Source organism: Cyanobium sp. Candia 9D4, from assembly GCF_024346155.1.
In the GTDB taxonomy this organism is placed as follows: domain Bacteria; phylum Cyanobacteriota; class Cyanobacteriia; order PCC-6307; family Cyanobiaceae; genus Cyanobium; species Cyanobium minutissimum.
Map to the genome: position 1 here is coordinate 230,225 of NZ_JAGQCK010000001.1, position 20,067 is coordinate 250,291.

General features: G+C 69.7%; 20 protein-coding genes. 6 read left to right on the plus strand and 14 right to left on the minus strand.

Translation table 11 applies throughout. The annotated features are described in order from the left end of the window. Positions 1-2 precede the first annotated feature (2 nt). The 7 genes from KBZ08_RS01170 to KBZ08_RS01200 form a co-directional block, all read right to left on the minus strand. Positions 3-1,541, minus strand: a complete 1,539-nt coding sequence (locus KBZ08_RS01170) for a carboxysome shell carbonic anhydrase (RefSeq protein ID WP_254970719.1) — start codon at positions 1,539-1,541, stop codon at positions 3-5. Between the two features lie 7 nt (positions 1,542-1,548). Continuing rightward, positions 1,549-3,927 (minus strand): CsoS2 family carboxysome shell protein, encoded by a 2,379-nt coding sequence (locus KBZ08_RS01175; protein WP_254970721.1) that lies wholly within the window; start codon positions 3,925-3,927, stop codon positions 1,549-1,551. Positions 3,928-3,999: 72 nt separating this feature from the next. After that, complete coding sequence (locus tag KBZ08_RS01180) at positions 4,000-4,341, minus strand: ribulose bisphosphate carboxylase small subunit (protein ID WP_015107693.1); 342 nt, start codon at positions 4,339-4,341, stop codon at positions 4,000-4,002. Between the two features lie 101 nt (positions 4,342-4,442). Beyond that, complete coding sequence (locus KBZ08_RS01185; protein ID WP_015107694.1) at positions 4,443-5,855, minus strand: form I ribulose bisphosphate carboxylase large subunit; 1,413 nt, start codon at positions 5,853-5,855, stop codon at positions 4,443-4,445. Between the two features lie 51 nt (positions 5,856-5,906). Continuing rightward, positions 5,907-6,218, minus strand: a complete 312-nt coding sequence (locus KBZ08_RS01190) for a BMC domain-containing protein (RefSeq protein WP_015107695.1) — start codon at positions 6,216-6,218, stop codon at positions 5,907-5,909. A 211-nt stretch (positions 6,219-6,429) separates the two neighbouring features. Then, the gene (locus KBZ08_RS01195; RefSeq protein WP_015107696.1) at positions 6,430-6,711 is read right to left on the minus strand and encodes a P-II family nitrogen regulator; all 282 of its coding nucleotides are present in this window, start codon (positions 6,709-6,711) and stop codon (positions 6,430-6,432) included. Positions 6,712-6,778: 67 nt separating this feature from the next. Further along, positions 6,779-7,795, minus strand: coding sequence for a sodium-dependent bicarbonate transport family permease (locus KBZ08_RS01200; RefSeq protein WP_106221404.1), 1,017 nt, complete (start codon positions 7,793-7,795; stop codon positions 6,779-6,781). A gap of 228 nt (positions 7,796-8,023) precedes the next feature. Between KBZ08_RS01200 and KBZ08_RS01205 the strand changes: the two genes are divergently transcribed. Next, entirely contained in the window at positions 8,024-8,632 is a 609-nt protein-coding gene (locus KBZ08_RS01205; RefSeq protein ID WP_254970725.1) for a non-canonical purine NTP pyrophosphatase, read from the plus strand. Positions 8,633-8,659: 27 nt separating this feature from the next. On the opposite strand, the gene KBZ08_RS01210 is transcribed toward KBZ08_RS01205, so the two are convergent. Both KBZ08_RS01210 and KBZ08_RS01215 read right to left on the minus strand, forming a co-directional pair. Continuing rightward, the gene (locus KBZ08_RS01210) at positions 8,660-9,460 is read right to left on the minus strand and encodes a BMC domain-containing protein (RefSeq protein ID WP_181280124.1); all 801 of its coding nucleotides are present in this window, start codon (positions 9,458-9,460) and stop codon (positions 8,660-8,662) included. Positions 9,461-9,602: 142 nt separating this feature from the next. After that, on the minus strand, positions 9,603-11,312 hold the full coding sequence (locus KBZ08_RS01215; protein ID WP_254970729.1) for a diguanylate cyclase: 1,710 nt from the start codon (positions 11,310-11,312) through the stop codon (positions 9,603-9,605). A 140-nt stretch (positions 11,313-11,452) separates the two neighbouring features. On the opposite strand from KBZ08_RS01215, the gene KBZ08_RS01220 reads away from it, so the two are divergent. The 4 genes from KBZ08_RS01220 to bchL all read left to right on the plus strand — a co-directional run bounded on the left by KBZ08_RS01220 (position 11,453) and on the right by bchL (position 16,083). Next, positions 11,453-11,962, plus strand: coding sequence for a hypothetical protein (locus KBZ08_RS01220; protein WP_254970731.1), 510 nt, complete (start codon positions 11,453-11,455; stop codon positions 11,960-11,962). A gap of 73 nt (positions 11,963-12,035) precedes the next feature. Next, on the plus strand, positions 12,036-13,358 hold the full coding sequence (locus KBZ08_RS01225; protein ID WP_396122353.1) for a ferredoxin:protochlorophyllide reductase (ATP-dependent) subunit N: 1,323 nt from the start codon (positions 12,036-12,038) through the stop codon (positions 13,356-13,358). Positions 13,359-13,365: 7 nt separating this feature from the next. Next, positions 13,366-15,042, plus strand: a complete 1,677-nt coding sequence (locus KBZ08_RS01230) for a ferredoxin:protochlorophyllide reductase (ATP-dependent) subunit B (RefSeq protein WP_254970733.1) — start codon at positions 13,366-13,368, stop codon at positions 15,040-15,042. Positions 15,043-15,177: 135 nt separating this feature from the next. After that, positions 15,178-16,083 carry a ferredoxin:protochlorophyllide reductase (ATP-dependent) iron-sulfur ATP-binding protein gene (gene bchL, locus KBZ08_RS01235; protein WP_254970735.1) on the plus strand — a complete coding sequence of 302 codons (906 nt, stop codon included), beginning with the start codon at positions 15,178-15,180 and terminating at the stop codon, positions 16,081-16,083. A 29-nt stretch (positions 16,084-16,112) separates the two neighbouring features. On the opposite strand, the gene KBZ08_RS01240 is transcribed toward bchL, so the two are convergent. The 5 genes from KBZ08_RS01240 to psaM form a co-directional block, all read right to left on the minus strand. Then, positions 16,113-16,997: a hypothetical protein gene (locus KBZ08_RS01240; protein ID WP_254970737.1), complete on the minus strand. Its 885-nt coding sequence runs from the start codon at positions 16,995-16,997 to the stop codon at positions 16,113-16,115. Beyond that, positions 16,994-17,491, minus strand: coding sequence for a hypothetical protein (locus tag KBZ08_RS01245; protein ID WP_254970739.1), 498 nt, complete (start codon positions 17,489-17,491; stop codon positions 16,994-16,996). Before KBZ08_RS01245 ends, KBZ08_RS01240 begins: the two co-directional genes overlap by 4 nt. Before the next feature lie 100 nt (positions 17,492-17,591). Then, a complete protein-coding gene (locus KBZ08_RS01250) occupies positions 17,592-18,617 on the minus strand; it encodes a protochlorophyllide reductase (protein WP_219904236.1) in 1,026 nt (341 codons plus the stop codon). A gap of 35 nt (positions 18,618-18,652) precedes the next feature. Then, positions 18,653-19,240, minus strand: a complete 588-nt coding sequence (locus KBZ08_RS01255) for a hypothetical protein (protein ID WP_254970740.1) — start codon at positions 19,238-19,240, stop codon at positions 18,653-18,655. 72 nt (positions 19,241-19,312) lie between these two features. After that, positions 19,313-19,417, minus strand: a complete 105-nt coding sequence (gene psaM / locus KBZ08_RS01260) for a photosystem I reaction center subunit XII (RefSeq protein ID WP_043325215.1) — start codon at positions 19,415-19,417, stop codon at positions 19,313-19,315. Positions 19,418-19,508: 91 nt separating this feature from the next. Here psaM and KBZ08_RS01265 point away from each other — a divergent pair, with 91 nt between their 5' ends. Further along, the gene (locus tag KBZ08_RS01265) at positions 19,509-20,006 is read left to right on the plus strand and encodes a CRR6 family NdhI maturation factor (protein WP_254970741.1); all 498 of its coding nucleotides are present in this window, start codon (positions 19,509-19,511) and stop codon (positions 20,004-20,006) included. Positions 20,007-20,067 lie beyond the last annotated feature (61 nt).

The window sequence follows — 20,067 nt, forward strand, 5'->3', positions numbered from 1 at the left end:
GGTCAGTGCCCTCCTGCGGTGGTGAGGCTGATGGTGGAACCTACCGCCTCGGCGGGCGCGTGGCGCTCCTGATCGCGGACTGTGAGCAGGGCATGGAGCAGGCCCTGGGCGAAGAGGTCGGAATAGCGGTTCTCGATCGCCTCCTGAACCCGGCGGGCGTGGCGCACGGCCCGCTCGCGGGCGCCGGGCACGTTGCCGTTGTAGTCGAAGCGGACCACCACGGGCACCGGCAGGCCCCGGGAGACGTTGAGGCCCTTGAAGATCTTCACGCCCACGTCCATGTCCGGGGCGCCCTCCTCCACCGTGTCCATGTAGGCGAAGTAGGTGAGATTGCGCAGGTGGATCTCCTTGAAGCCGATGCCCACGCCGATGAAGCGCTCCGCATGGCCTGCATCGGCGTAGTGGCCGTCGTGGTACTGGCGGACGTAGTCGATCTGGGAGATGTTGTGCTCCAGCAGCCGGGCGATCAGCCGCACCATGCCGGGATCGGGGGCGGAGGCCGCCGCGGCTTCCGCCAGTTCGGCGATCCGGCGCCGGGCCTCCTCGGGAGCCAGGTGGCGGGTGGCCTCATACACCGTGGCGGCATCGAGCCACTGATCCAGGCGGGTGCTGCCGTCCATGCCCGGCACGTGCACCCGGATGGCGTCGGTGTCGGTGTCGATCCCCAGCAGCAGCAGGTCGACGGAGGCGCCGCAGCAGAAGCTGTTCTCCACGGCCTGCTGAAACTCCATCAGCCGCTGGCGGCCGCAGCTGGCCGCCAGGGCGTCGTCACTGCCGTGGGCGGCGCAGCCCTCGTGGCTCGGGTCAAGGGAACTGAAGTGGTAGAGCACCACCTTCAGGTAGCGGGTGTCCTCGTGGGCAGGATTGGGGACGCCCTCCCGGTAACGGCGGTGTTCGGTCTTGACCCAGCGGTTGACCGTGTTCTCCACATCGAACAGGGCCCCGGCATGGGGACGGCGCCGCACCGAACTGAAGGGCAGCCGCAGGGCGAAGGCGATGGCATGGGCCAGGCGGCCATCGGCGCAGGGGGTCACATCCAGCAGGTGGAAACCGCAGGAGAGCAGGAAGGCGTTGAAGTCCTCGGCGGCGGCGCTGCCGGGCTGGCCATGGAGCGGATCGTCGCGGAAGAAGCCGTCACTGGTCTGTTCGTAGGTCTCGAAGACGCACCAGGCGAACAGGCTGCGCATGTCGAGCTGGCTGACCCAGGCCTTCTCCAGGATCGGCAGGGGCAGGCTGAAGCCCAGTTCCGCCTGGGCCAGGGCCTGGGCCCGCTCGACGAAGTCATCCTCGTGCTGGAGGGCGGAGAGCCGCTTGAGCACGGGCACGATCCGATCGAAGGCGTCCTTGACGCCACGGTCGTAGTTCTCGAGGGCGGCATTGGCCGCATGGTCGGTGAGCGGATGGGGGCTGCCGGTGGCTCCCTGGCCCAGCCGCACCGCCGCCAGGCGCCGGGAGAGGTCGGCGCCGGAGGGGGCATCGGGACGGCGCCGGGGGGCTCTCGGAGCGAGGGGACGGATCGTGGGGGCCGGGCGGCGGGGCATCAGGGGTTCAGCCGCGGGCTCCGCCGGAGACCGTGATCAGGGAGCCGGCGCTGGTGCTGCCGCTGGATCCGGTGATCTTGTTGGTGGGCTCGGGCACGGCCTCGTTGCGCTTGTTCTGGAAGCCGGGCATCGCCGACATCGGGCCGACGCGGCTGGGGTTGCGGCGACGGGCCGAGGCCCCTTCGGTGCCGGTGACATGCTTGCCCCGGTCCCAGTCGTCGCCGGTGATGTTGAGGCCGGCGGAGATGCCCTCGCCGGTGACCCGGGAGGTGGGACGGGCGTCCTCATCGACGGTCACCGGAGCTGCCGCGGCCGGCGGCCGCAGCCGCACCCGCTCCTGGCTGGGGCGGTCGAAGCGGAACTGCTCGGTGCCGGTCACCTTGTCGGCGGCCATGTCGAAGGGGCCGGTGATGCGGTTCCCCTGCTCGTAGCTGTTGCCGGTCACCCCACCGGGGCGCTGACGGGCGCTCTGGGCGGCCCGGGCCGGGGACTGGACGCTGAACTGTTGCCAGGGCTGGGCGCTGAGGGGCTGGGGAAAATCGGCGTCCTCCCGGGTGGCGGCCCCGCAGGCCTCGGCCATCTGGTCGCCGCCGATGTAGGGGGTGCCGGTGATGTCCTCGCAGGCGCCGCGCTCGGCACCGGTCATGGCGCCACCGATGCCGGGCTGGATGCCAGTCATCACGGTGCCCATGCGCACCGGGGTGCGCTGGCGGATCTCGGCCACCTTGGTGGAGGGGCACCAGGTGCCGGCCTCCTCGAGGCCGGCATAGGGGGTGCCGGTGACGGCCTTGCAGGTGCCGGGCTCATCGCCGGTGACCTTCTCGGAGCGGCCGGTGCGGGTGCCGCTCACCACCAGGGCCTTGTTGGTGACACTGAAGCCCACCTTGGGGGCTTCAGGAGTCGGTTTGGTGCCGCAGAAATGTTCGTACTGCTGGGTGCCGATGTATTCGTCGCCGGTGACCAGGCGGCAGGAGCCCGGTTCGTCGCCGGTGACGTGCTCGCTGCGGCCCACATGGGTGCCGGTGATGCCGGTGCCCCGCAGCGTGTGCAGGCTGCTGACCTTGGCCGGGGCGCGGCCGGGGACCTGGGACTGGTCGCCCACGTACTGGGTGCCGGTGAGCTGGCGATGGGCGCCGGGCTCATTGCCGGTGACCCGTTCGGACCGTTCCACGATCACCCCGGAGACCGGGCGGCCGGCGGTGGTGCGGGTCAGACCCACCTTGCGGGGGGAGGGGCTGGTGGTGCCGCACCAGGCGGCGCTCTGGTTGGCGGAGATGTACTCGGTGCCGGTGACGTTCTTGCAGGTGCCGGGTTCGTCGCCGGTGACCTTTTCGGAGCGGCCCACTTCGTTGCCGGTCACCCGGTTGCCGTGGCTGGTGGCGCTGACCCGCACCTTGGCGGGCTGCAGGGGCGTGGGATCGCTCTGGCAGAAGGTGCGGAAGATCTCGGCCCCCAGGTACTCGGTGCCGGTGACGGGCCGGCAGGTGCTGGCCTCGTTGCCGGTGGTCTTGAGGGAGCGGTTGGCCTGGGTGCCGGTGACCACCTGGCCGCGGACCGTCTCGCTCACCCCCACCTTCCAGTGGGCATCGGCGGCGGCATCGATCTTGGCCTGGCCACGCCGGGGGCCGGTGGGGCGGGAGCCGCCGCTGCGGGAGCTGCCGGCGGAGCCCACCTTGCACTTGAGTTCCCGAACCTTCTGGGCCAGCTCGCGGCTGCTCATGTCGGGGTTCGACTGGCGGGCCACCGAGGCGGCGACGGAGCTGGTGGGGGCGCTGGCGGACTTGCCCCGTTTGGAGAGGGCTTCGCGGCGGGCCATGACGATGGCCCGGCTGGGGTTGTGCTGGGCGGTGCGCTTGGGGGTGCCGTTGCGGCGCTCCCCGTTGCGGGCGCCGCGGTTGGCCAGCGATGCCCCCAGACCGGAGGACGCGGGGGCGGGGGCAGCGGCGGCGGGCGGGCTGGCGACCACGGAGGGGGTGGCGGGGGCGCTGGACCTGGTGGCGCGCATCACCTCCTGGCGGGTGCGGTCGCTGGAGGTGTCGGCCCGCTTGCCGCGGCGGGAGAGGGCTTCACGGCGCTGCAGCACCAGGTTCCGGCTGGGGTTCGCCAACGGCTTGGCGTTGCTGCGATGGCCGGAAGCCGAGGAGGAGGTCAGGGAGGCCGAACCGCCCCGGCGCGGGGCGGCGGCGCCACGGGAGGGGGCAGCGGTCGGGGCCGGGGCCGGCGTGGCCGGGGAGGCACTCACGGCCTCGGTGCGGCTGCGCTGGGCGTCGGCGGCCGTGCGCACCCGTCCCGGGGAGGACATGAACTGGGCGGAGGCTTTCTTGCCGCCGTTGGTGAGGGCCTTGCGGCGCTCCAGAGCTGCTTCCCGACTGGTGGTTCTGGCCATGTCCGCCCCGTGAATGGATGATCAAAAGTGATGGATCCCGACCGCCGGCCGGGATCCGCTGTGGTCGCTGGATCAGCGGCCTTCGAACACGACGAAGCAGGCGCCCTGGCTCTGGGTGTAGGCGTCGTAACCGACGAGGCGCACGTGGTGATCGGGGTAGGCCCGGTGGCACGACTCGAGCTCGTTCACGATCACACCGAGATCCTTCTCACCGAAGAAGGGCAGCTTCCAGTACGACCAGTAGGTGGCCATGGAGCGGCTGGGGTGGACGTGCTCGACCAGGGGGCTCCAGCCCTGGGCAATGATGTAGGCGATCTGGTCGTAGATCTCGTCCTGGGTCATCGGCGGGAGGAAGCCGAAGGTCTCCAGGGTGGCGACTGTTTGGTAGTCACCCACGGTGCTCTTGAAGGGCATGGGGATCCTTGTGGGAAATGGGTTGGGGAACCCGGCCCCGCCGACCTTGGGTGGGAGCACCCTCGGTCAGCGGCGGCAGGGCATGGGGCCGTGGTGTCGGATCAGCCGACGTCGAGCTTGTCGACGGTGTCGAACTCGAACTTGATTTCCTTCCAGGTCTCGAGGGCGATGGCCAGCTCGGGGCTGTGCTTGGCGGCTTCCGTGAGGATGTCGCGGCCTTCCTTCTCGATCTCGCGGCCGGCGTTGCGGGCCTTGACGCAGGCTTCGAGGGCCACCCGGTTGGCGGCGGCGCCGGCGGCCGAACCCCAGGGGTGACCGTGGGTGCCACCACCGAACTGGAGCACGGAGTCGTCACCGAAGATGGCGACCAGGGCGGGCATGTGCCACACGTGGATGCCGCCGGAGGCCACGGCGAAGACACCGGGCATCGAACCCCAGTCCTGATCGAAGAAGTTGCCGCGGGTGCGGTCTTCGGGGATGAAGGATTCGCGCAGCTGGTCGATGAAGCCCAGGGTGGTCTGACGGTCACCCTCGAGCTTGCCCACAACGGTGCCGGTGTGGAGCTGGTCGCCACCGGAGAGGCGCAGGCACTTGGCCAGCACCCGGAAGTGGATGCCGTGCTTGGGATGGCGGTCGATCACCGCGTGCATGGCGCGGTGGATGTGGAGCAGCATGCCGTTCTTGCGGCACCACTTCGACAGACCGGTGTTGGCGGTGAAGCCACCGGTGATGTAGTCGTGCATGATGATCGGCTGCCCGAGTTCCTTGGCGAACTCGGCCCGCTCGTACATCTCCTCAGGAGTGGCGGCGGTGCAGTTGAGGTAGTGCCCCTTCTTCTCGCCGGTTTCTTCCTGGGCGAGCTGAACGGCTTCGGCCACGAACTCGAAACGGTTCTGCCAGCGCTGGAAGGGCTGGGAGTTGATGTTTTCGTCGTCCTTGGTGAAGTCAAGACCGCCGCGGAGGCATTCGTAGACCACCCGGCCGTAGTTCTTGCCGGACAGGCCGAGCTTCGGCTTGATGGTGCAGCCCAGCAGGGGACGGCCGTACTTGTTCATCCGGTCGCGTTCGACGTGGATGCCGTTCGGCGGGCCGGGGCAGGTCTTGATGAAGGCCATCGGGAAGCGGATGTCTTCCAGGCGCAGGTGGCGCAGGGCCTTGAAGCCGAACACGTTGCCCACCAGGGAGGTGAGCACGTTGGTCACGGAGCCTTCCTCGAACAGGTCGAGGGGGTAGGCGATGAACGCGTAGAAGGACTCCTTGTCACCAGGGACGTCTTCGATGCGGTAGCAGCGGCCCTTGTAGAAGTCGAGATCGGTGAGGAGCTCGGACCACACGGTGGACCAGGTGCCGGTGGAGGACTCGGCGGCCACGGCGGCAGCCACCTCTTCCTTGGGCACACCTTCCTGGCCGGTGCACTTGAAGCAGGCCAGCAGGTCGGTGTCGAGGGGGACGTAATCGGGAGTCCAGTAAGTGTCGCGGTACTCCTTGACCCCGGCGTCGTACTTCTTGCTCATGGGATTGTTCGGATGGGTTCGGATGGAAAACTCAGAGGGTCAGCCGACCGCTCAGTCCTTCGATCCCAGGCCGAAGCTGCTGTTCAGCGCCGGCTCCACCTCGCGGTGGGGACGGGCGATGATGTGGGCGGCCACCAGGCCGTCGCCCACCCGCTCGCAGGCATCGGCGCCGGCACGGACGGCGGCGTTCACGGCACCGGTTTCACCCCGCACCAGGACGGTCACGTAGCCGCCACCGACGAATTCGCGACCGATGAGGCGCACCTCGGCGGCTTTGGTCATGGCGTCCGCCGCTTCGATGGCGGGCACCAGACCGCGTGTCTCGATCATGCCGAGGGCGATGCCCATGGTTTCGTTTGCCATTACCTGCTCCTGGAGGAGGGGGGTGGAATGTTCGTTGGCAACCTTGCTCCTCCGTCAAACCCTCCGTCAAGCGATTGGGAGCCGGGCAGCCATCAAGGTTTTCGGATCGGCTGATAAGGGCAGCTGATCAGTGCAACACAAAAAGCAAGCTTTGCTTGATCGCCGCCGCGCCGCGCGGCCTCGCCGGCGGCCCGCCGCCCGCCCCGGGGGCTCAGAGCGGCTCGGCGCTGGAGACGAAGCCGACCCCGCCGTAGCGCTTCAGCAGCGGGCGCAGGGCGGTTCCCACGGCCCCGAGCAGCTCGTCCTCCACGAACACGATCACGTGGGCGTTGGCCCCCAGCCCGCTGAAGTCCATCGCTTCGGAGATCTCACCCGAAGGGCCCATGCCGGTCACGTGCCGCATCACTGAATAGCCCTTCGCCCCGGCCGCGGTGATGGTGCGGCAGACACGGTTCAGTTCCCGCTCGCTGAGAAAGAGATCAATGCGCTTCATGGGAATGGGGCGACGGGTCGGCAAGGGGGGCAACGGTTCGGCGAGGTTCGGCCTGGCAGGGCCGGGTTCAGCCGAGCGGAATGAACTGGCGGGTCAGCGCCATGTAGAGCGGAATCCCGATCACCACATTGAAGGGGAAGGTGAGACCCAGGGCGGTGGAGATGTAGAGGCTGGGGTTCGCCTGGGGGACGGTCATGCGCATCGCCGCCGGCACGGCGATGTAGGAGGCACTGGCGCAGAGCACCATGAACAGCAGGGTGTTGCCCTGGCTCAGGCCCAGAAGGGCGCTCACCAGCAGCCCCAGCAGGGCATGCAGGGGAGGGGCCAGCAGGGAGAAGCCGATCAGGAACGCCCCAGCCTGCCGAAGGTCCCGCAAGCGCTGGGCCGCCACGATGCCCATGTCGAGCAGGAAGAAACAGAGGGCTCCGTAGAAGAGTTTTTCCGTGAAGGGATCCATCTTCGCCAGACCCGCCGGACTGAAGGCCGCCACCACATAACCGATCACCAGGCTGCCGATCAGCAGGTACACCGAGCCATTCAGAAAGGCCTCCTGGAGAATCTCCTTCCAGCGCAGACTGCCGCCGCCGTTCTGCTGATCGGCGGGGATCTCCGCATCCTCCGCGGGGGCCGAAAGCCTGGCCAGGATCACCCCCACCACGATCGCCGGCGATTCCATCAGGGCCAGCGCTGCCACCATGAAGCCGTCGAAGTTCACCTCCACGACATTGAGGAAGCTCTCGGCGGTGATGAAGGTGACGGCGCTGATCGAGCCGTAGGAGGCGGCGATGGCGGCGGCGTTGTAGCCGTCGAGGCGCAAGCGCAGGAACAGGAAGCTGGTCAGCGGCACCAGCAGCGACATCGCCACCGCCGCCCCGATCGTCAGCAGCACCTGGGGGCCCAGGCCGCTGTGGGCCAGCTCCATGCCCCCCTTGAAGCCGATCGCCAGCAGCAGATAGAGGGAAAAGAGCTTGGGCAGCGGCGAGGGGATCTCCAGGTCGGAGCCCACCAGCACCCCCAGGATGCCCAGGAAGAAAAAGAGAACCGGCGCGGAGAGAAGGTTCTGTAGGACCAGGCTCGACTGCATCGCCCTCCGGCGCCCAAAGGGTGGAGGCAACTTAGGGGCGAATCCGGCCATGGGCCGTCACCGGTCGCGCAACGTTGTCCGGTCCGTCCGTCCGATCGGCGGCGAATTCCCTATCGTCCGCCCGGGGGCAGGAACCCTGGAGTTTTCCGGGGGTGGAATGTTCAACCCGTCCTGCCCCACCCCTTCCCCACCGCGCTGCACCACAATGGGGCCCCCCGTGGGCCCGGCTTGACCCTTTCCCCTTCCCCCTCGGTGCTGGTGATCGCCAGCGGCAACCCCCACAAGGTGGCCGAGATCACGGCCATGCTCGAGGGGGTGGGTCCGGAGGTGGGGCTGGAGGTGCGCCAGCAGCCCAGGGATCTTGAGATCGAGGAGACGGGCCTCACCTACGCGGAGAATGCCCGCCTCAAGGCCTCCACCGTGGCTGCCCTCACCGGCTGCTGGTCGCTGGCCGACGATTCCGGGCTGGAGGTGGATGCCCTCGATGGCCGCCCCGGTCTGCACTCGGCCCGCTATGCCCCCACCGACCACGAGCGGATCCACCGGCTGCTGCACGAGCTCGGCGACTCCCTCTACCGGGGCGGCAGCTTCGTCAGCGCCATGGCCCTGGCCGACCCCACCGGCGCGGTGGTGCTGGAGTCGGAGGGGGTCTGCCGGGGCCTGATCCTGCGGGAGCCCTCCGGCCACGGCGGCGGCTACGACCCGATCTTCCATGTGCGGGAGGCGGGCTGCAGCTATGCCGAGATGGGCGAGCACCTCCGCAGCCGGCTGGGCAGCCGCGGCAAGGCGGCCCGGGCGATGGCCCCGGGACTCAGGCGGCTGCTGGGGCTGGCCTGAGCCGCCCGGGTGGCGAGGCGGCCGCGCTCAGCCGCGGGCCCCGGCGTTGATCTGGGCCACGGCCCGCATGGCAGCGGCGGCGGCCTCCTCCACATCCCCCTCCTTACCCGCCAGGGTGAGGCGGCCGAAGGCCCCCACCGCCTTGACGTCCACCACGGTGATGTTGGAGCTCTTCTCGGCTTCGTTGGCGGCGATCAGCACGTAGCCCGCCGGTTCGGTCTCGAGGATGAACATGCTCATCCCGGCCTGGATCATCGAGCCGCGGCGGTTCTGGCGGTTGATCAGCACGGCGTGGTCGGGGGTGATCGCCCGGATGATCTCGGTCCACGTGACTTCGCAGCGGCTGCGCAGCTCCACCCGGCTGGCGATGGCCTCCAGCACCACGTCGCCGGAGTGGAGCACGTTGCTCTGGTCGCGGTGGTAGAGGGCCAGGGAGCCGAAGGCCCGCTCCACCACCATCTGGCCGAGCCGCACCGTGCTGGCCTTGAGGGCGATGTCGGTGACCCGGTGCACCGCCATCCCAGGGGAAACCTCCAGCCAGAGGCAGGCATCACCGGGGATCGGCAGGAAGCCATGGGACACCGTGCCCATGTACGACGCCAGCTGGGGCTGGAGGGAATCCAGGAAGACGTAGGTGCGCAGCTCGATCGACTGCACATGGCTCGACTGGCGCGCCAGACGCCGGCCTTCGCTGTCGGTGGTGATCACGCAGCTGGCCCCGGAGGCCTCGCCGCTCACATCGGTGCCGGTGATGCGCAGGCTCGCCGCCTTCCTGCGGGCGTCCGACCGGTCGTCGCGAAGGAAGGAACGGGCACTCTGCGAATCCATCACGGCGCGAGGCGCCAACCCCCGGAACAAATGGTCATGGCGATCCTCGGGGTGGTTGAAGCGCCGGGATCCCTGGCCGCCGCCAGGGGCAGTCCAGAAGGGGAGGGTACTCCCGGGAGGGCCTCCGGCGGCCGGCTCCGCCCTAGCGGCTGCTGAGGGAGAGGCCGTCGGCGACCCGGACCCGGTCACGACCGGCGGCCTTGGCGGCATAGAGGGCCCGGTCGGCCAGCGCCATCATCCGCGGGAAGTCGGCCGTCGGCTCGGCCGCCGTCGTGCTCACCCCCAGGCTGACGGTGAGGCGTCCGCCGGGGGCCTCCCCCCGGAGGTCGAGACCGTGCATCGACAGCCGGATCCGCTCCGCCACCCGCAGGGCCGTGGCCCGGTCGGCCTCCGGCAGCAGCACCAGGAACTCCTCGCCGCCGAGGCGGAAGGTCCGGTCGTTCTCCCGCACCGAATCCATCAGGACCCGCGCCACCTGCCGGAGCACCCGGTCGCCGGCGTCGTGGCCGAAGCTGTCGTTGATCTGCTTGAAATGGTCGAGGTCCAGCTCGATCAGGGCGTAGCTGGCGGGCAGGGGCGCCGCCTCCAGGGCGCGGCGGTTGGCCAGACCGGTGAGCGGATCGCAGTGGGCGGCGGTGTTGAGGGCCGCCACCTCATGGGCATGGCGCTGATCCTCCAGGAGATGCTCCACCCAGGGGCGCATCGACTCGGCGAAGTCCCGCACCATCCGCTCCATGTCGGGGTCGAATGGTGTGGCCGCGGCCCCATCCCGGATCGCCAGCACCATGGCGGGCTCGCCGGTCAGGCAGATGTGGTGCCAGCCGGGTGTCGGCTCCCGCCGTTCGGGGTGGTCGGCCTGCGTCGACCAGGTGGTCCAGCCGTCGCCGGGCATCCGCACGGCCAGTTCGCAGGCGTTGGTCTGGCCGGTGGCGTCGAGGATGTGGCCGATGGCGCGCACCATCCCCAGGGGAGAGCTCTGGTGGATCAGGGCCTCCTGCAGACGCCGCCGGGCCTCGGCGATGCGCAGCAGGCGCTTGAGGTCGAGGTCGGCGTCGGCGAGGCAGTAGACGCCGCACTCCATGGCACCCAGGGCATGGAACACCTGGTCGACGATGGCGGCAGGGACGATATGGCCGTGCTGCGGGGCGATCCGCTCGATGCGGCTCCAGCGGGAGCGGATGCGGGCCAGGCCGGCACTGAGCAGCTCACGGCTGGGCATGTAGTGCTGGTGGAAGGGCCGGGCGTTCTCGATGATGTAGGCGGCATCGTCCGACTCCAGCACGTTGCTGTCGGGGACGAAACCGCCGAACAGGTCGGAGGAGAACAGGGTGCCGGTCCCGCTGTCATGGGACACCATCGCCCCGGGGAAGTGGAGGTAGGGCGTCAGCTGGAACTCCAGCCGCCGGTCCCCCGCCAGGGGCAGACACCAGCCGTGCTGCTCCACCAGGTAGGTGGAGAACCCATGGCCGTAGTGGCGGATCAGGGCATTGGCGCGCCACTCGGTGACCACCTGGACATCAGGGCGCGTCAGCACCTGGCCCAGCCGGGGCAGGGCGGCGCAGATGTCGGGGTCGGAATGGTGACAGACGAGCCAGCGGATGGCGTCCAGATCGGTGATGGCGCGCAGCTTGGCCAGGGTGCCCTCGATCGTGAGCGGCGAGCCCGGATCGATCAGAACACTGTCCGAACCATTGGCAATGAAATAGGTGTGGCACTGGAAGTGGTCGTGGGCCAGCCGCACCCCCACCCACCACACACCAGGGGCAATCTCGACGGGATCCTCCCGGAGGGCCGCCGTGTCGGCCGGGTGGGTGGAGGCCTGGTCGCAGGGCCGATGGAACGAACGGTCCATGGGGACGGAAGGGAAGCACTGCGCCGCGCCCGGACCGAGACACGGAGGGATGCTTGTTTCCATAGTGATCGCTTACATCCGAACCCTTGCGACTCCGAAGGCAACCGATACCTTCCAGTTCAACCTTTCCAGGCGCGACCATGGCCACCCGGCGCACCGCTTCCGTCACTGCTGACGCCCCGTCCCACGGCTCCCCCCCCCCCGGGGTGGCCAGCGAGACCCAGCCCCTGCGCCATGCCCTCGACCAGGACACGGTGTCCGAATGGATCACCCGGGCCCTCGATGAGGGGGTGCGGCCGGAGCAGGCCCTCGCCCTCATCGGCCTCGGCCTGATGCGGCGCATGGGCGGCGGCATCGGCGACAGCTTCGCTGACTGGAAGGATGCCCCCGAGGCGGATCACCCGGTCGACCTGGCGGCCCTGCGCCAGCGGCTGGAGATCACCGACCTGGCCATCCGCACCGGCGCTCCCCTCAGCACCGCCGAGGTGAGCCAGCTGATGGGGGCCCGGCCGGGGTCCGCGCTGGTGGAGCGGGGCGGACTGACGGCCCGCCGCCTGGGGCGCAACGTGTGGAAACTGAGCCGCAGCGCCGATGGCGAGCGGGAGGAGCGCAGCATCGGCTTCAGCGAGGGTTTCCGCCGCCGCCTGTGAGCGCGGGAATCCGCACACGATCCCGAAAAGATGTAACGCACCCGGGCGCGGACCCCGCCGTCCCCGCTAACCCATGGAGGCTCCATACCTGGCGATCCCCTCCATGGGTGTATCCGCTCCACCGGTTCAGCCTCCCACCGGCGCCATCCCCGGGACCCTCCCCAGCGACATCCTCAAGGAGAGCGGCCAGCGGGAGGTGTTCTGCGGTCTCACCTCCATCGTCTGGCTGCACCGCCGCATGCCCGACGCCTTCTTTCTGGTGGTGGGTTCGCGCACCTGCGCCCACCTGATCCAGTCGGCGGCCGGTGTGATGATCTTCGCCGAACCCCGCTTCGGCACGGCGATCCTGGGGGAACGGGACCTGGCGGGTCTGGCGGATGCCAACGAGGAACTCGACCGCCTGGTGAAGGATCTGCTGGAGCGCCGGCCCGAGATCCGCACCTTGTTCCTGGTGGGCTCCTGCCCCAGCGAGGTGATCAAGCTCGACCTGGCCAAGGCGGCCGAACGCCTCAACACCCAGCTGCTGGGGCGGGTGCGGGTGCTGAATTACTCCGGCAGCGGCATCGAGACCACCTTCACCCAGGGGGAGGACAACGCCCTGCTGGCCATGCTGCCCCTGCTGCCCTCCTCCGATGAGGAGCAGCTGCTGATCGTGGGCACCCTGGCCGATGCGGTGGAGGATCGCTTCCGGCTGATCTTCGAGCGGCTGGGCATCACCACGGTGCGCAGCCTGCCGCCGCGGCGCTCCACCGATCTGCCCCCCGTGGGCAAGGGAACGCGGGTGCTGCTCGCCCAGCCCTTCCTGAGTGCCACCGCCCGGGCCCTGCAGCACCGGGGCGCGACGCTGCTGAGCGCCCCCTATCCCTTCGGCGTGGAGGGCAGCAGCGACTGGATGGCCGCCGCCGCCAACGCCTTCGCCGTGCCCGCCGAGCGCTTCAAGGCGGTGCTCGACCCTCTGGTGGAGCGGGGGCGCCGCGCCCTGGAGCCCCACCGGGAGGTGCTCGCCGGCAAGCGGCTGTTCCTGCTGCCGGACTCCCAGATGGAGATCCCCCTGGCCCGCTTCCTGTCCCGGGAATGCGGCATGGAGCTGGTGGAGGTGGGCACCCCCTACCTCGACCGCCAGCTGATGGCCGCCGACCTGGCCCTGCTGCCCCCCGCCACCCAGCTCAGCGAGGGCCAGGACGTGGACCTGCAGCTGGAGAGGGTGCGGGCCGCCCGCCCCGACCTGGTGCTCTGCGGCCTGGGGCTGGCCAATCCCCTCGAGGCCGAGGGCATCGCCACCAAGTGGTCGATCGAGCTGGTGTTCAGCCCGATCCACGGCTGCGACCAGGCCGGTGAACTGGCCGAACTCTTCGCCCGCCCGCTGCGGCGCCGGGCCGTGCTGCAGCTCTCCTGAGACCCCCATGGAACTGACCCTCTGGACCTACGAAGGCCCCCCCCACGTGGGCGCCATGCGCATCGCCACCTCCATGGAAGGGGTGCATTACGTGCTCCACGCCCCCCAGGGCGACACCTACGCCGACCTGCTGTTCACGATGATCGAGCGGCGGGGCCTGCGGCCCCCCGTCACTTACACCACCTTCCAGGCCAGGGATCTGGGTGGTGACACCGCCGAGCTGGTGCAGCGCTCGATCCGCCAGGCCGTCGACCGCTTCCTGCCCGAGGCGCTGCTGGTGGGCGAGAGCTGCACCGCCGAGCTGATCCAGGACCAGCCCGGCGCCCTGGCCGCCGGCATGAACCTGGGGGTGCCGATGGTCAACCTGGAGCTGCCGGCCTACTCCAAGAAGGAGAACTGGGGCGCCGCCGAGACCTTCTACCAGCTGGTGCGCACCCTGCTCAAGGGCCAGCTGCCGGCGCCCGGCACCCCCAAGCCGTCCCCGTCCCGCTGGCGCGACGAGGGCCGCCGGCCCAGGGTCAACCTGCTGGGCCCCAGCCTGCTGGGTTTCCGCTGCCGCGACGACGTGCTGGAGATCACCCGGCTGCTGGCGCAGCACGGCATCGATGTGGCGGTGGTGGCCCCCCTGGGGGCCCGGCCCGCCGACCTGGAGCGCATCCCCACGGCCGACGCCAACGTCTGCCTCTACCCCGAGGTGGCCGGCCCGGTGTGCAGCTGGCTGGAGCGCAGCTTCGGCACCCCGGTGGTGCGCACGGTGCCGATCGGCATCGGCGCCACTGCCGCCTTCCTGCGGGAACTGCACGGCGTGCTTGATCTGCCGCTGCCGGCCGAGCTGGAGGAGGTGGAGGGTCAGCCGAGCGAGGCCGAGCGCCGCTCCCGGCTGCCCTGGTACTCCAGGTCGGTGGATTCCACCTACCTCACCGGCAAGCGGGTGTTCATCTTCGCCGATGCCACCCATGCCATCGCCGCCGCCCGGATCGCCTCCCGCGAGCTGGGCTTCCAGGTGGTGGGCCTGGGCAGCTACAGCCGCGAGCAGGCCCGGGAGGTGCGGGCCGCCGCCGCCGAGCTGGGCCTGGAGGCCCTGATCACCGACGACTACCTGGTGGTGGAGAAGGCCATGGCCGAGGCGGCCGCGGAGCTGGTGCTCGGCACCCAGATGGAGCGCCACAGCGCCAAGCGGCTGGGGCTGCCCTGTGCCGTGATCAGCGCCCCCCTGCACGTCCAGGACGTGCCGGCCCGCTACTCCCCCCAGATGGGCTGGGAGGGGGCCAACGTGATCTTCGATTCCTGGGTGCACCCGCTGATGATGGGCCTGGAGGAGCATCTGATCGGCATGTTCCGCCACGACTTCGAGTTCGTCGACGGCCACCGCAGCCACCTCGGCGACGGCGCCGCGGCGGCGGCCACGGGCGCCGACCCCGAGGTCCCCACGGCTCCGACCCCGGTGCCGGCCCCGGCTGCCGCCGCTGCCGCCCCGGCACCCGGCACCACCACCGCCGGTGCCGCCGTCCGCGAGGCCCTCGAAAGCCTCTGGACCGCCGATGGGGAGGCCGAGCTCGCCAAGATTCCCTTCTTCGTGCGGGGCAAGGTGCGCAAGAACACCGAAGCCTTCGCCCGCGAACGGGGCCTGGAGAGGATCGATGCCGAGGCCCTCTACGACGCCAAGGCCCACTTCAGCCGCTGAAGGCTCTCTTCTGCGCTTGAGGGCCTCTCTGGTGATGTTTCGGTTTGCGTGATCCCCTGACAGCCGGGATCCGATCTGAGCAGGCTGTTTCTGACGCGTGATCCGCCGGTTGTCCGGTTTCCCCTTGTTTTTCCTATGACCACCACACTCACGTCTCCCCCGAGCACCAACCCCCGCGAAGATGGCGAGGGCAGTCTGCAGGTGCATCAGGACGCGTCGATGAACATCGAGGAGGGGGCCCTGGTGATCGCCGTCTACGGCAAGGGCGGTATCGGCAAATCCACCACCTCGTCCAATCTCTCGGCCGCCTTCTCCAAGCTGGGCAAACGGGTGCTGCAGATCGGTTGTGACCCGAAGCACGACTCCACCTTCACCCTCACCAAGAAGATGGTGCCGACGGTGATCGACATCCTCGAGACCGTCGATTTCCACACCGAGGAGCTGCGGCCCGAGGACTTCGTCTTCGAGGGCTACAACGGCGTGATGTGCGTCGAATCCGGTGGCCCTCCGGCCGGCACTGGCTGCGGCGGCTACGTCACCGGGCAGACGGTCAAGCTGCTCAAGGAGCACCACCTGCTGGAAGACACCGATGTGGTGATCTTCGATGTGCTCGGTGATGTGGTCTGTGGCGGCTTCGCGGCCCCCCTCCAGCACGCCCACTATTGCCTGATCGTCACCGCCAACGATTTCGATTCGATCTTCGCCATGAATCGGATCATGCAGGCGATCAATGCCAAGGCCAAGAACTACAAGGTGCGCCTCGGCGGGGTGATCGCCAACCGCTCCGAGCAGACCGACGAGATCGACAAATTCAACGAGCGCACCGGCCTGCGCACCATGGCCCATTTCCGCACCGTTGACGCCATCCGCAAGTCACGGCTGAAGAAATGCACCATCTTCGAGATGGAGCCCACTCCGGAAGTGGAGGCCGTTCAGGAGGAGTACCTCAATCTGGCCCGCAAGATGCTCAGTGATGTGGAGCCGCTGGAGGCCGAATCCCTCAAGGATCGGGAGATCTTCGACCTGCTGGGCTTCGACTGATCGCCCGCTGACGGACCCCGGCGGGCCCGTCAGATCTCCGCGGCGGCCCGCTCCACCAGCCGGCGGGCCACCGCCTGCACCCCCGTGTGCTGGTAGGTGTCGGTGAAGGCATCGAGGAAGGTGGCCATCTGCTCGAAGCCCCCCTGCCAGGGGCCCAGGGTTCCCTCCAGGGCCTGTACCGCCCTCTGCCCGGTGAGACCCAGCTGGCTGGTGAAGCCGCCGGCCCAGCCCAGCCACGGTTCGAGGCTCCGACGCAGGAAGGTGAGATGGGCCCCATCCCCACGCCCCGGCAGCAGTCGGGCCATGCCGGCGTAGGCGGGCAGCTGGTGCAGGTCCCGCCTGTCGAGGCCTCCCAGCAGGCCATCCAGCCGCTGCAGCGCCTGGTCGCCCAGGGGCAGCAGGGCATCGAAGCAGATCAGGGCGGCCATTCTCACCCGGGCCTCGCCGGCGTAGTCGCCCAGGGCGGCGGCGAAGTCGCCGAAGCTGTCACCGGGCAGGCCGTTCACCTGGGTGAAGGCCAGCATCTCGGCGGCCACCTTGAGGCTCAGATCCGCCGCCTGCAGGCTGTCGCTCGTGGGGGTGAGATCGGCGACCCGCTTCACCAGCGGCAGGGCGCCGCCGATGTTGGCCAGCAGCCGCAGGCCACCGGCGGCCTTCTGGGAGCGGTTGACGGCGTCATACAGGCTCAGGGCACGGCCGTAGCCCTCGTGGCGGGCCCGGCTCAGCACGTCGGCCCGGGCTCGCACCTGGCGGATCAGCTCCGGATCGTTGCTGCCCAGCACATCGGCGATCAGGGCGTCGGCGCTGGTGATGTTGTGCCAGCCGCCGGGCACCAGGGTGCTGAGGCCCTTGATGGCCAGCACGGTGAGGTTGCGGCGGGGCAGTCGATCGAGGCGCTCGAGAACGGAGCTCATGCCGCCCCCTGCAGGGCAGCCAGGCCCCTGAGGTTGAACCGCCCGAGCAGGTCCTGACGCTGGTCCGGATCCAGTCCCTCACCCTGGCCGATCACCTTGACCTGGAAGCGGTCGGCCACCAGCAGGGCGGTGGCCTGCGGACCCTGCTCCACCAGCGGCCAGCCCTGTAGGCGGCTCTGGCTGGCTTCGAACTTGAGGCGGGCCTCCGGGGCGGTGGTGACATCGGAGATGGCCAGCAGGGCCTTCACCTGGCCGCCATGCTTGAGCCGGGCTTCGCTGAAGCCCCGCTTCTCCTGGGTGAACACCAGCTGGTCGCCGTCCTCCGGCTCGGGAAACAGCCGGTTGAAGGCGGAACCGTTCACCACCTGGCTCAGCGGCACATCGGCCACCGTCCCGCCCGGCAGCCAGGGGCGGAAGGGCAGGAACAGGAAGGCGCCGATGGAGAGGCTGACGACCAGCAGCAGTCCCACTCCCCAGCGCAGCGTGCGGGTCATCGGCTCCAGAGGGTGGTACTGGAAGACTCCTAGCGGCTTCTTCCGGCCGTGCGCCTGAATCGGCAGATTCCGATGCAATGGCGCCGGCCCGGCGATGGCCTCAGGCCAGCCCCACCAGCTGCATCGAGTAGTCCCACATCCGCTGGGCGGTGACGGGGTTGCTGGCCTTCTCCGAGAGCTCCTGGCTGAACTGCTTGCCCCCCTTGGTCTGCCGGTTGCCCCAGCTCCAGTGCACCCCGGAGACGGCGAAGTCCGGATCCGCCGTCACCTGGGCCACCCGTTCGCCCGCCAGGGCCTGGCTCACGTAGCCGCCGGTGATGTTCTTCTGGAACCAGGGGAAGATCGTCTGGAAGGCCCGCGGGGTGTGGCGGAACAGGGGGGTGTCGGCCACACAGCCCGGATAGAGGGAGGTGAACACGATGCCGGTGCTGTCGTGCAGCCGGCGGTGCAGCTCCTGGGTGGTGATCATGTTGCAGAGCTTGCTGTCCTTGTAGGCCTTGCCGGGCTTGAAGCTCTTGCCGCTGGCCATGGCGATCGGGGCCTTGAAGCCGGCGGCGAAGCCCGAGAGGTCGCCGAGATCGGCGGGCGCCGGGATGGGGATCTTGCCCCCCAGCTCCTTGGAGTTGGCGGTGACGGTGCCCAGGATGACCAGGCGCCGCGACGGGTGGGAGGAGCGCTTGAGGTCCTCCAGCAGCAGGTGGATCAGCAGGAAATGGCCGAAGTGGTTGGTGGCCATCGAGATCTCGTAGCCCTGGGGCGAGCGCTCCGGATGCTTCAGCCGCGGCAGGTAGACCGCCGCATTGCAGACCAGGGCATCCAGGGGGCGCCCGGTGGCATGGAAGGCGTCGACCAGGGCGCGCACGCTGTCGAGATCCGCCAGATCCACCTTCAGGTGGGTCACCGCGCCATCGGCCATGCCCAGGGCCGCCTGGGCCCGCCGGGCCTTGTCGGTGTCCCGGCAGGCCATCACCACGTGCCAGCCCCGGTCCACCAGGGCCTTGGCGGCGAACAGGCCGACACCGGAGGAGGCGCCGGTGATCAGGGCCGTGCCGGGAACGCCTGGGCCGGCAGCCGTGCCCCGGGACGCGGCGGGGGAGAGGGCGGTGTCACCGGATGGGGTCACCATGGCGTTGCTGATCCGCGGGCGAAGGGGGCCCCAACCTACGGACGGGTGCCCTGGTTTCCGGATCCGGACGCGGCGGATTCAACAGTTGGAAACGGACGGTTCGACTGCCAGATCACCCGCAGACGGTTCGGGGCGATCCACTGGCTCTGCTCCCGGATCAGGCGCTGCTCCCCCTCCACCATGAACAGGGCGTCGAAGCGCTCCCGGGCCTTGACCAGCTTGGCGTTCTCGAGCTCGAGCACGGCGGCGATCTCTCCCTGGCTCTCCATGCGCTGCTGGTAGGCGCCGGCGAGGCGGAACAGGCTCACGCCGGTGAGGGCGACCAGCCCCAGCTTGACGGCCAGGCCGATCAGGCTGCAGACCAGCTCCTGGCGCTCGGCGGACAGGGACAGCAGCTGGCTTTCGCGGCCGCAGCCGCCGGCCTCGCCGCCGGCATGGAGGGGCTCAAGGCTGGAGCCGGCGAGCGCCGGCTGGCCATGGAGGCTGGGAATCGGGCGCAGCGAAAAAGGACCGCCAGCGCCATCCCCGGCCGTCTGGAGGGACCGGGAACGCCGTGGACGGCCCGTGGAGCTTCGTGCAGCGGGGGGCTGACGCCGGGAAGGCTGGGGCTGGGTCTGGCGCACCTGAGGGAAGGCTGCGAGCCCTCCGCTTGTAGCAGCCTGCCCGGGCCTTGCCAAGGGAGCGGCGCAGCAGCTTCAGGCTTTGTAGAGGCTGAAGCAGAGGCGGACGGCCAGCACACCGGCATGGGCCGCCACGATGAGGGCGATCAGCACTTCGGCCTGATTGATCGGAGTGACCATGTCCTTGACGGTGGATGGAGTTTGACCGACCCATTCTTCGGCCATCGCGAGCTACGGTCCAGCCTCCGGCCCTGCCCTGTCACAGCTCTTGATGGCGCCCCCACCCTGTCCCGAGCCCCCGCCCGAGCCCCTGAAGGTGTCCGCCGATCAGGTGCGCAGCCTCGACCTCTCCGCCGTGGCGGCCCTGGCGTCGCTGGCGCCGGCGGCGCTGCTGAGCGCAGCCAGCGGTCTGGCCCTCGATTTCGACTGGCCCCGGCAGGCGGAGGATCCGCGCGAACTCTCGGAGATCCCGGAACTGCGGCTCTGGAGCCTGCGGGCCGATGCACTCCATCCCTGGCTGCCCCTGGTGCTGGAGCGCAGCGGCGGCCAGCTCACCCGCCATGTGGCCATGCTGCTTCCCCATGGCTTCAGTCCCACCGAGGGGATCCGTTTCGCCCCCGAGAGCCTGGAACTCTGGATCACCCAGCGGCTGTTCCTGCTCGACCACTGGGCCGCCAGCGGCGGGATCGAGTGCCGCGCCAACCTGGGCCAGATGGCCGCCGTGCTCGGCTACGAGCTCGACCCCGGCTTCTGGAGCGTGTTGCCCTGAGCGTCGAACCCCGGACCGAGGGCGCGGCGGCCGCCGCCCCGTCCCTGCCGCCGGAGGCGCC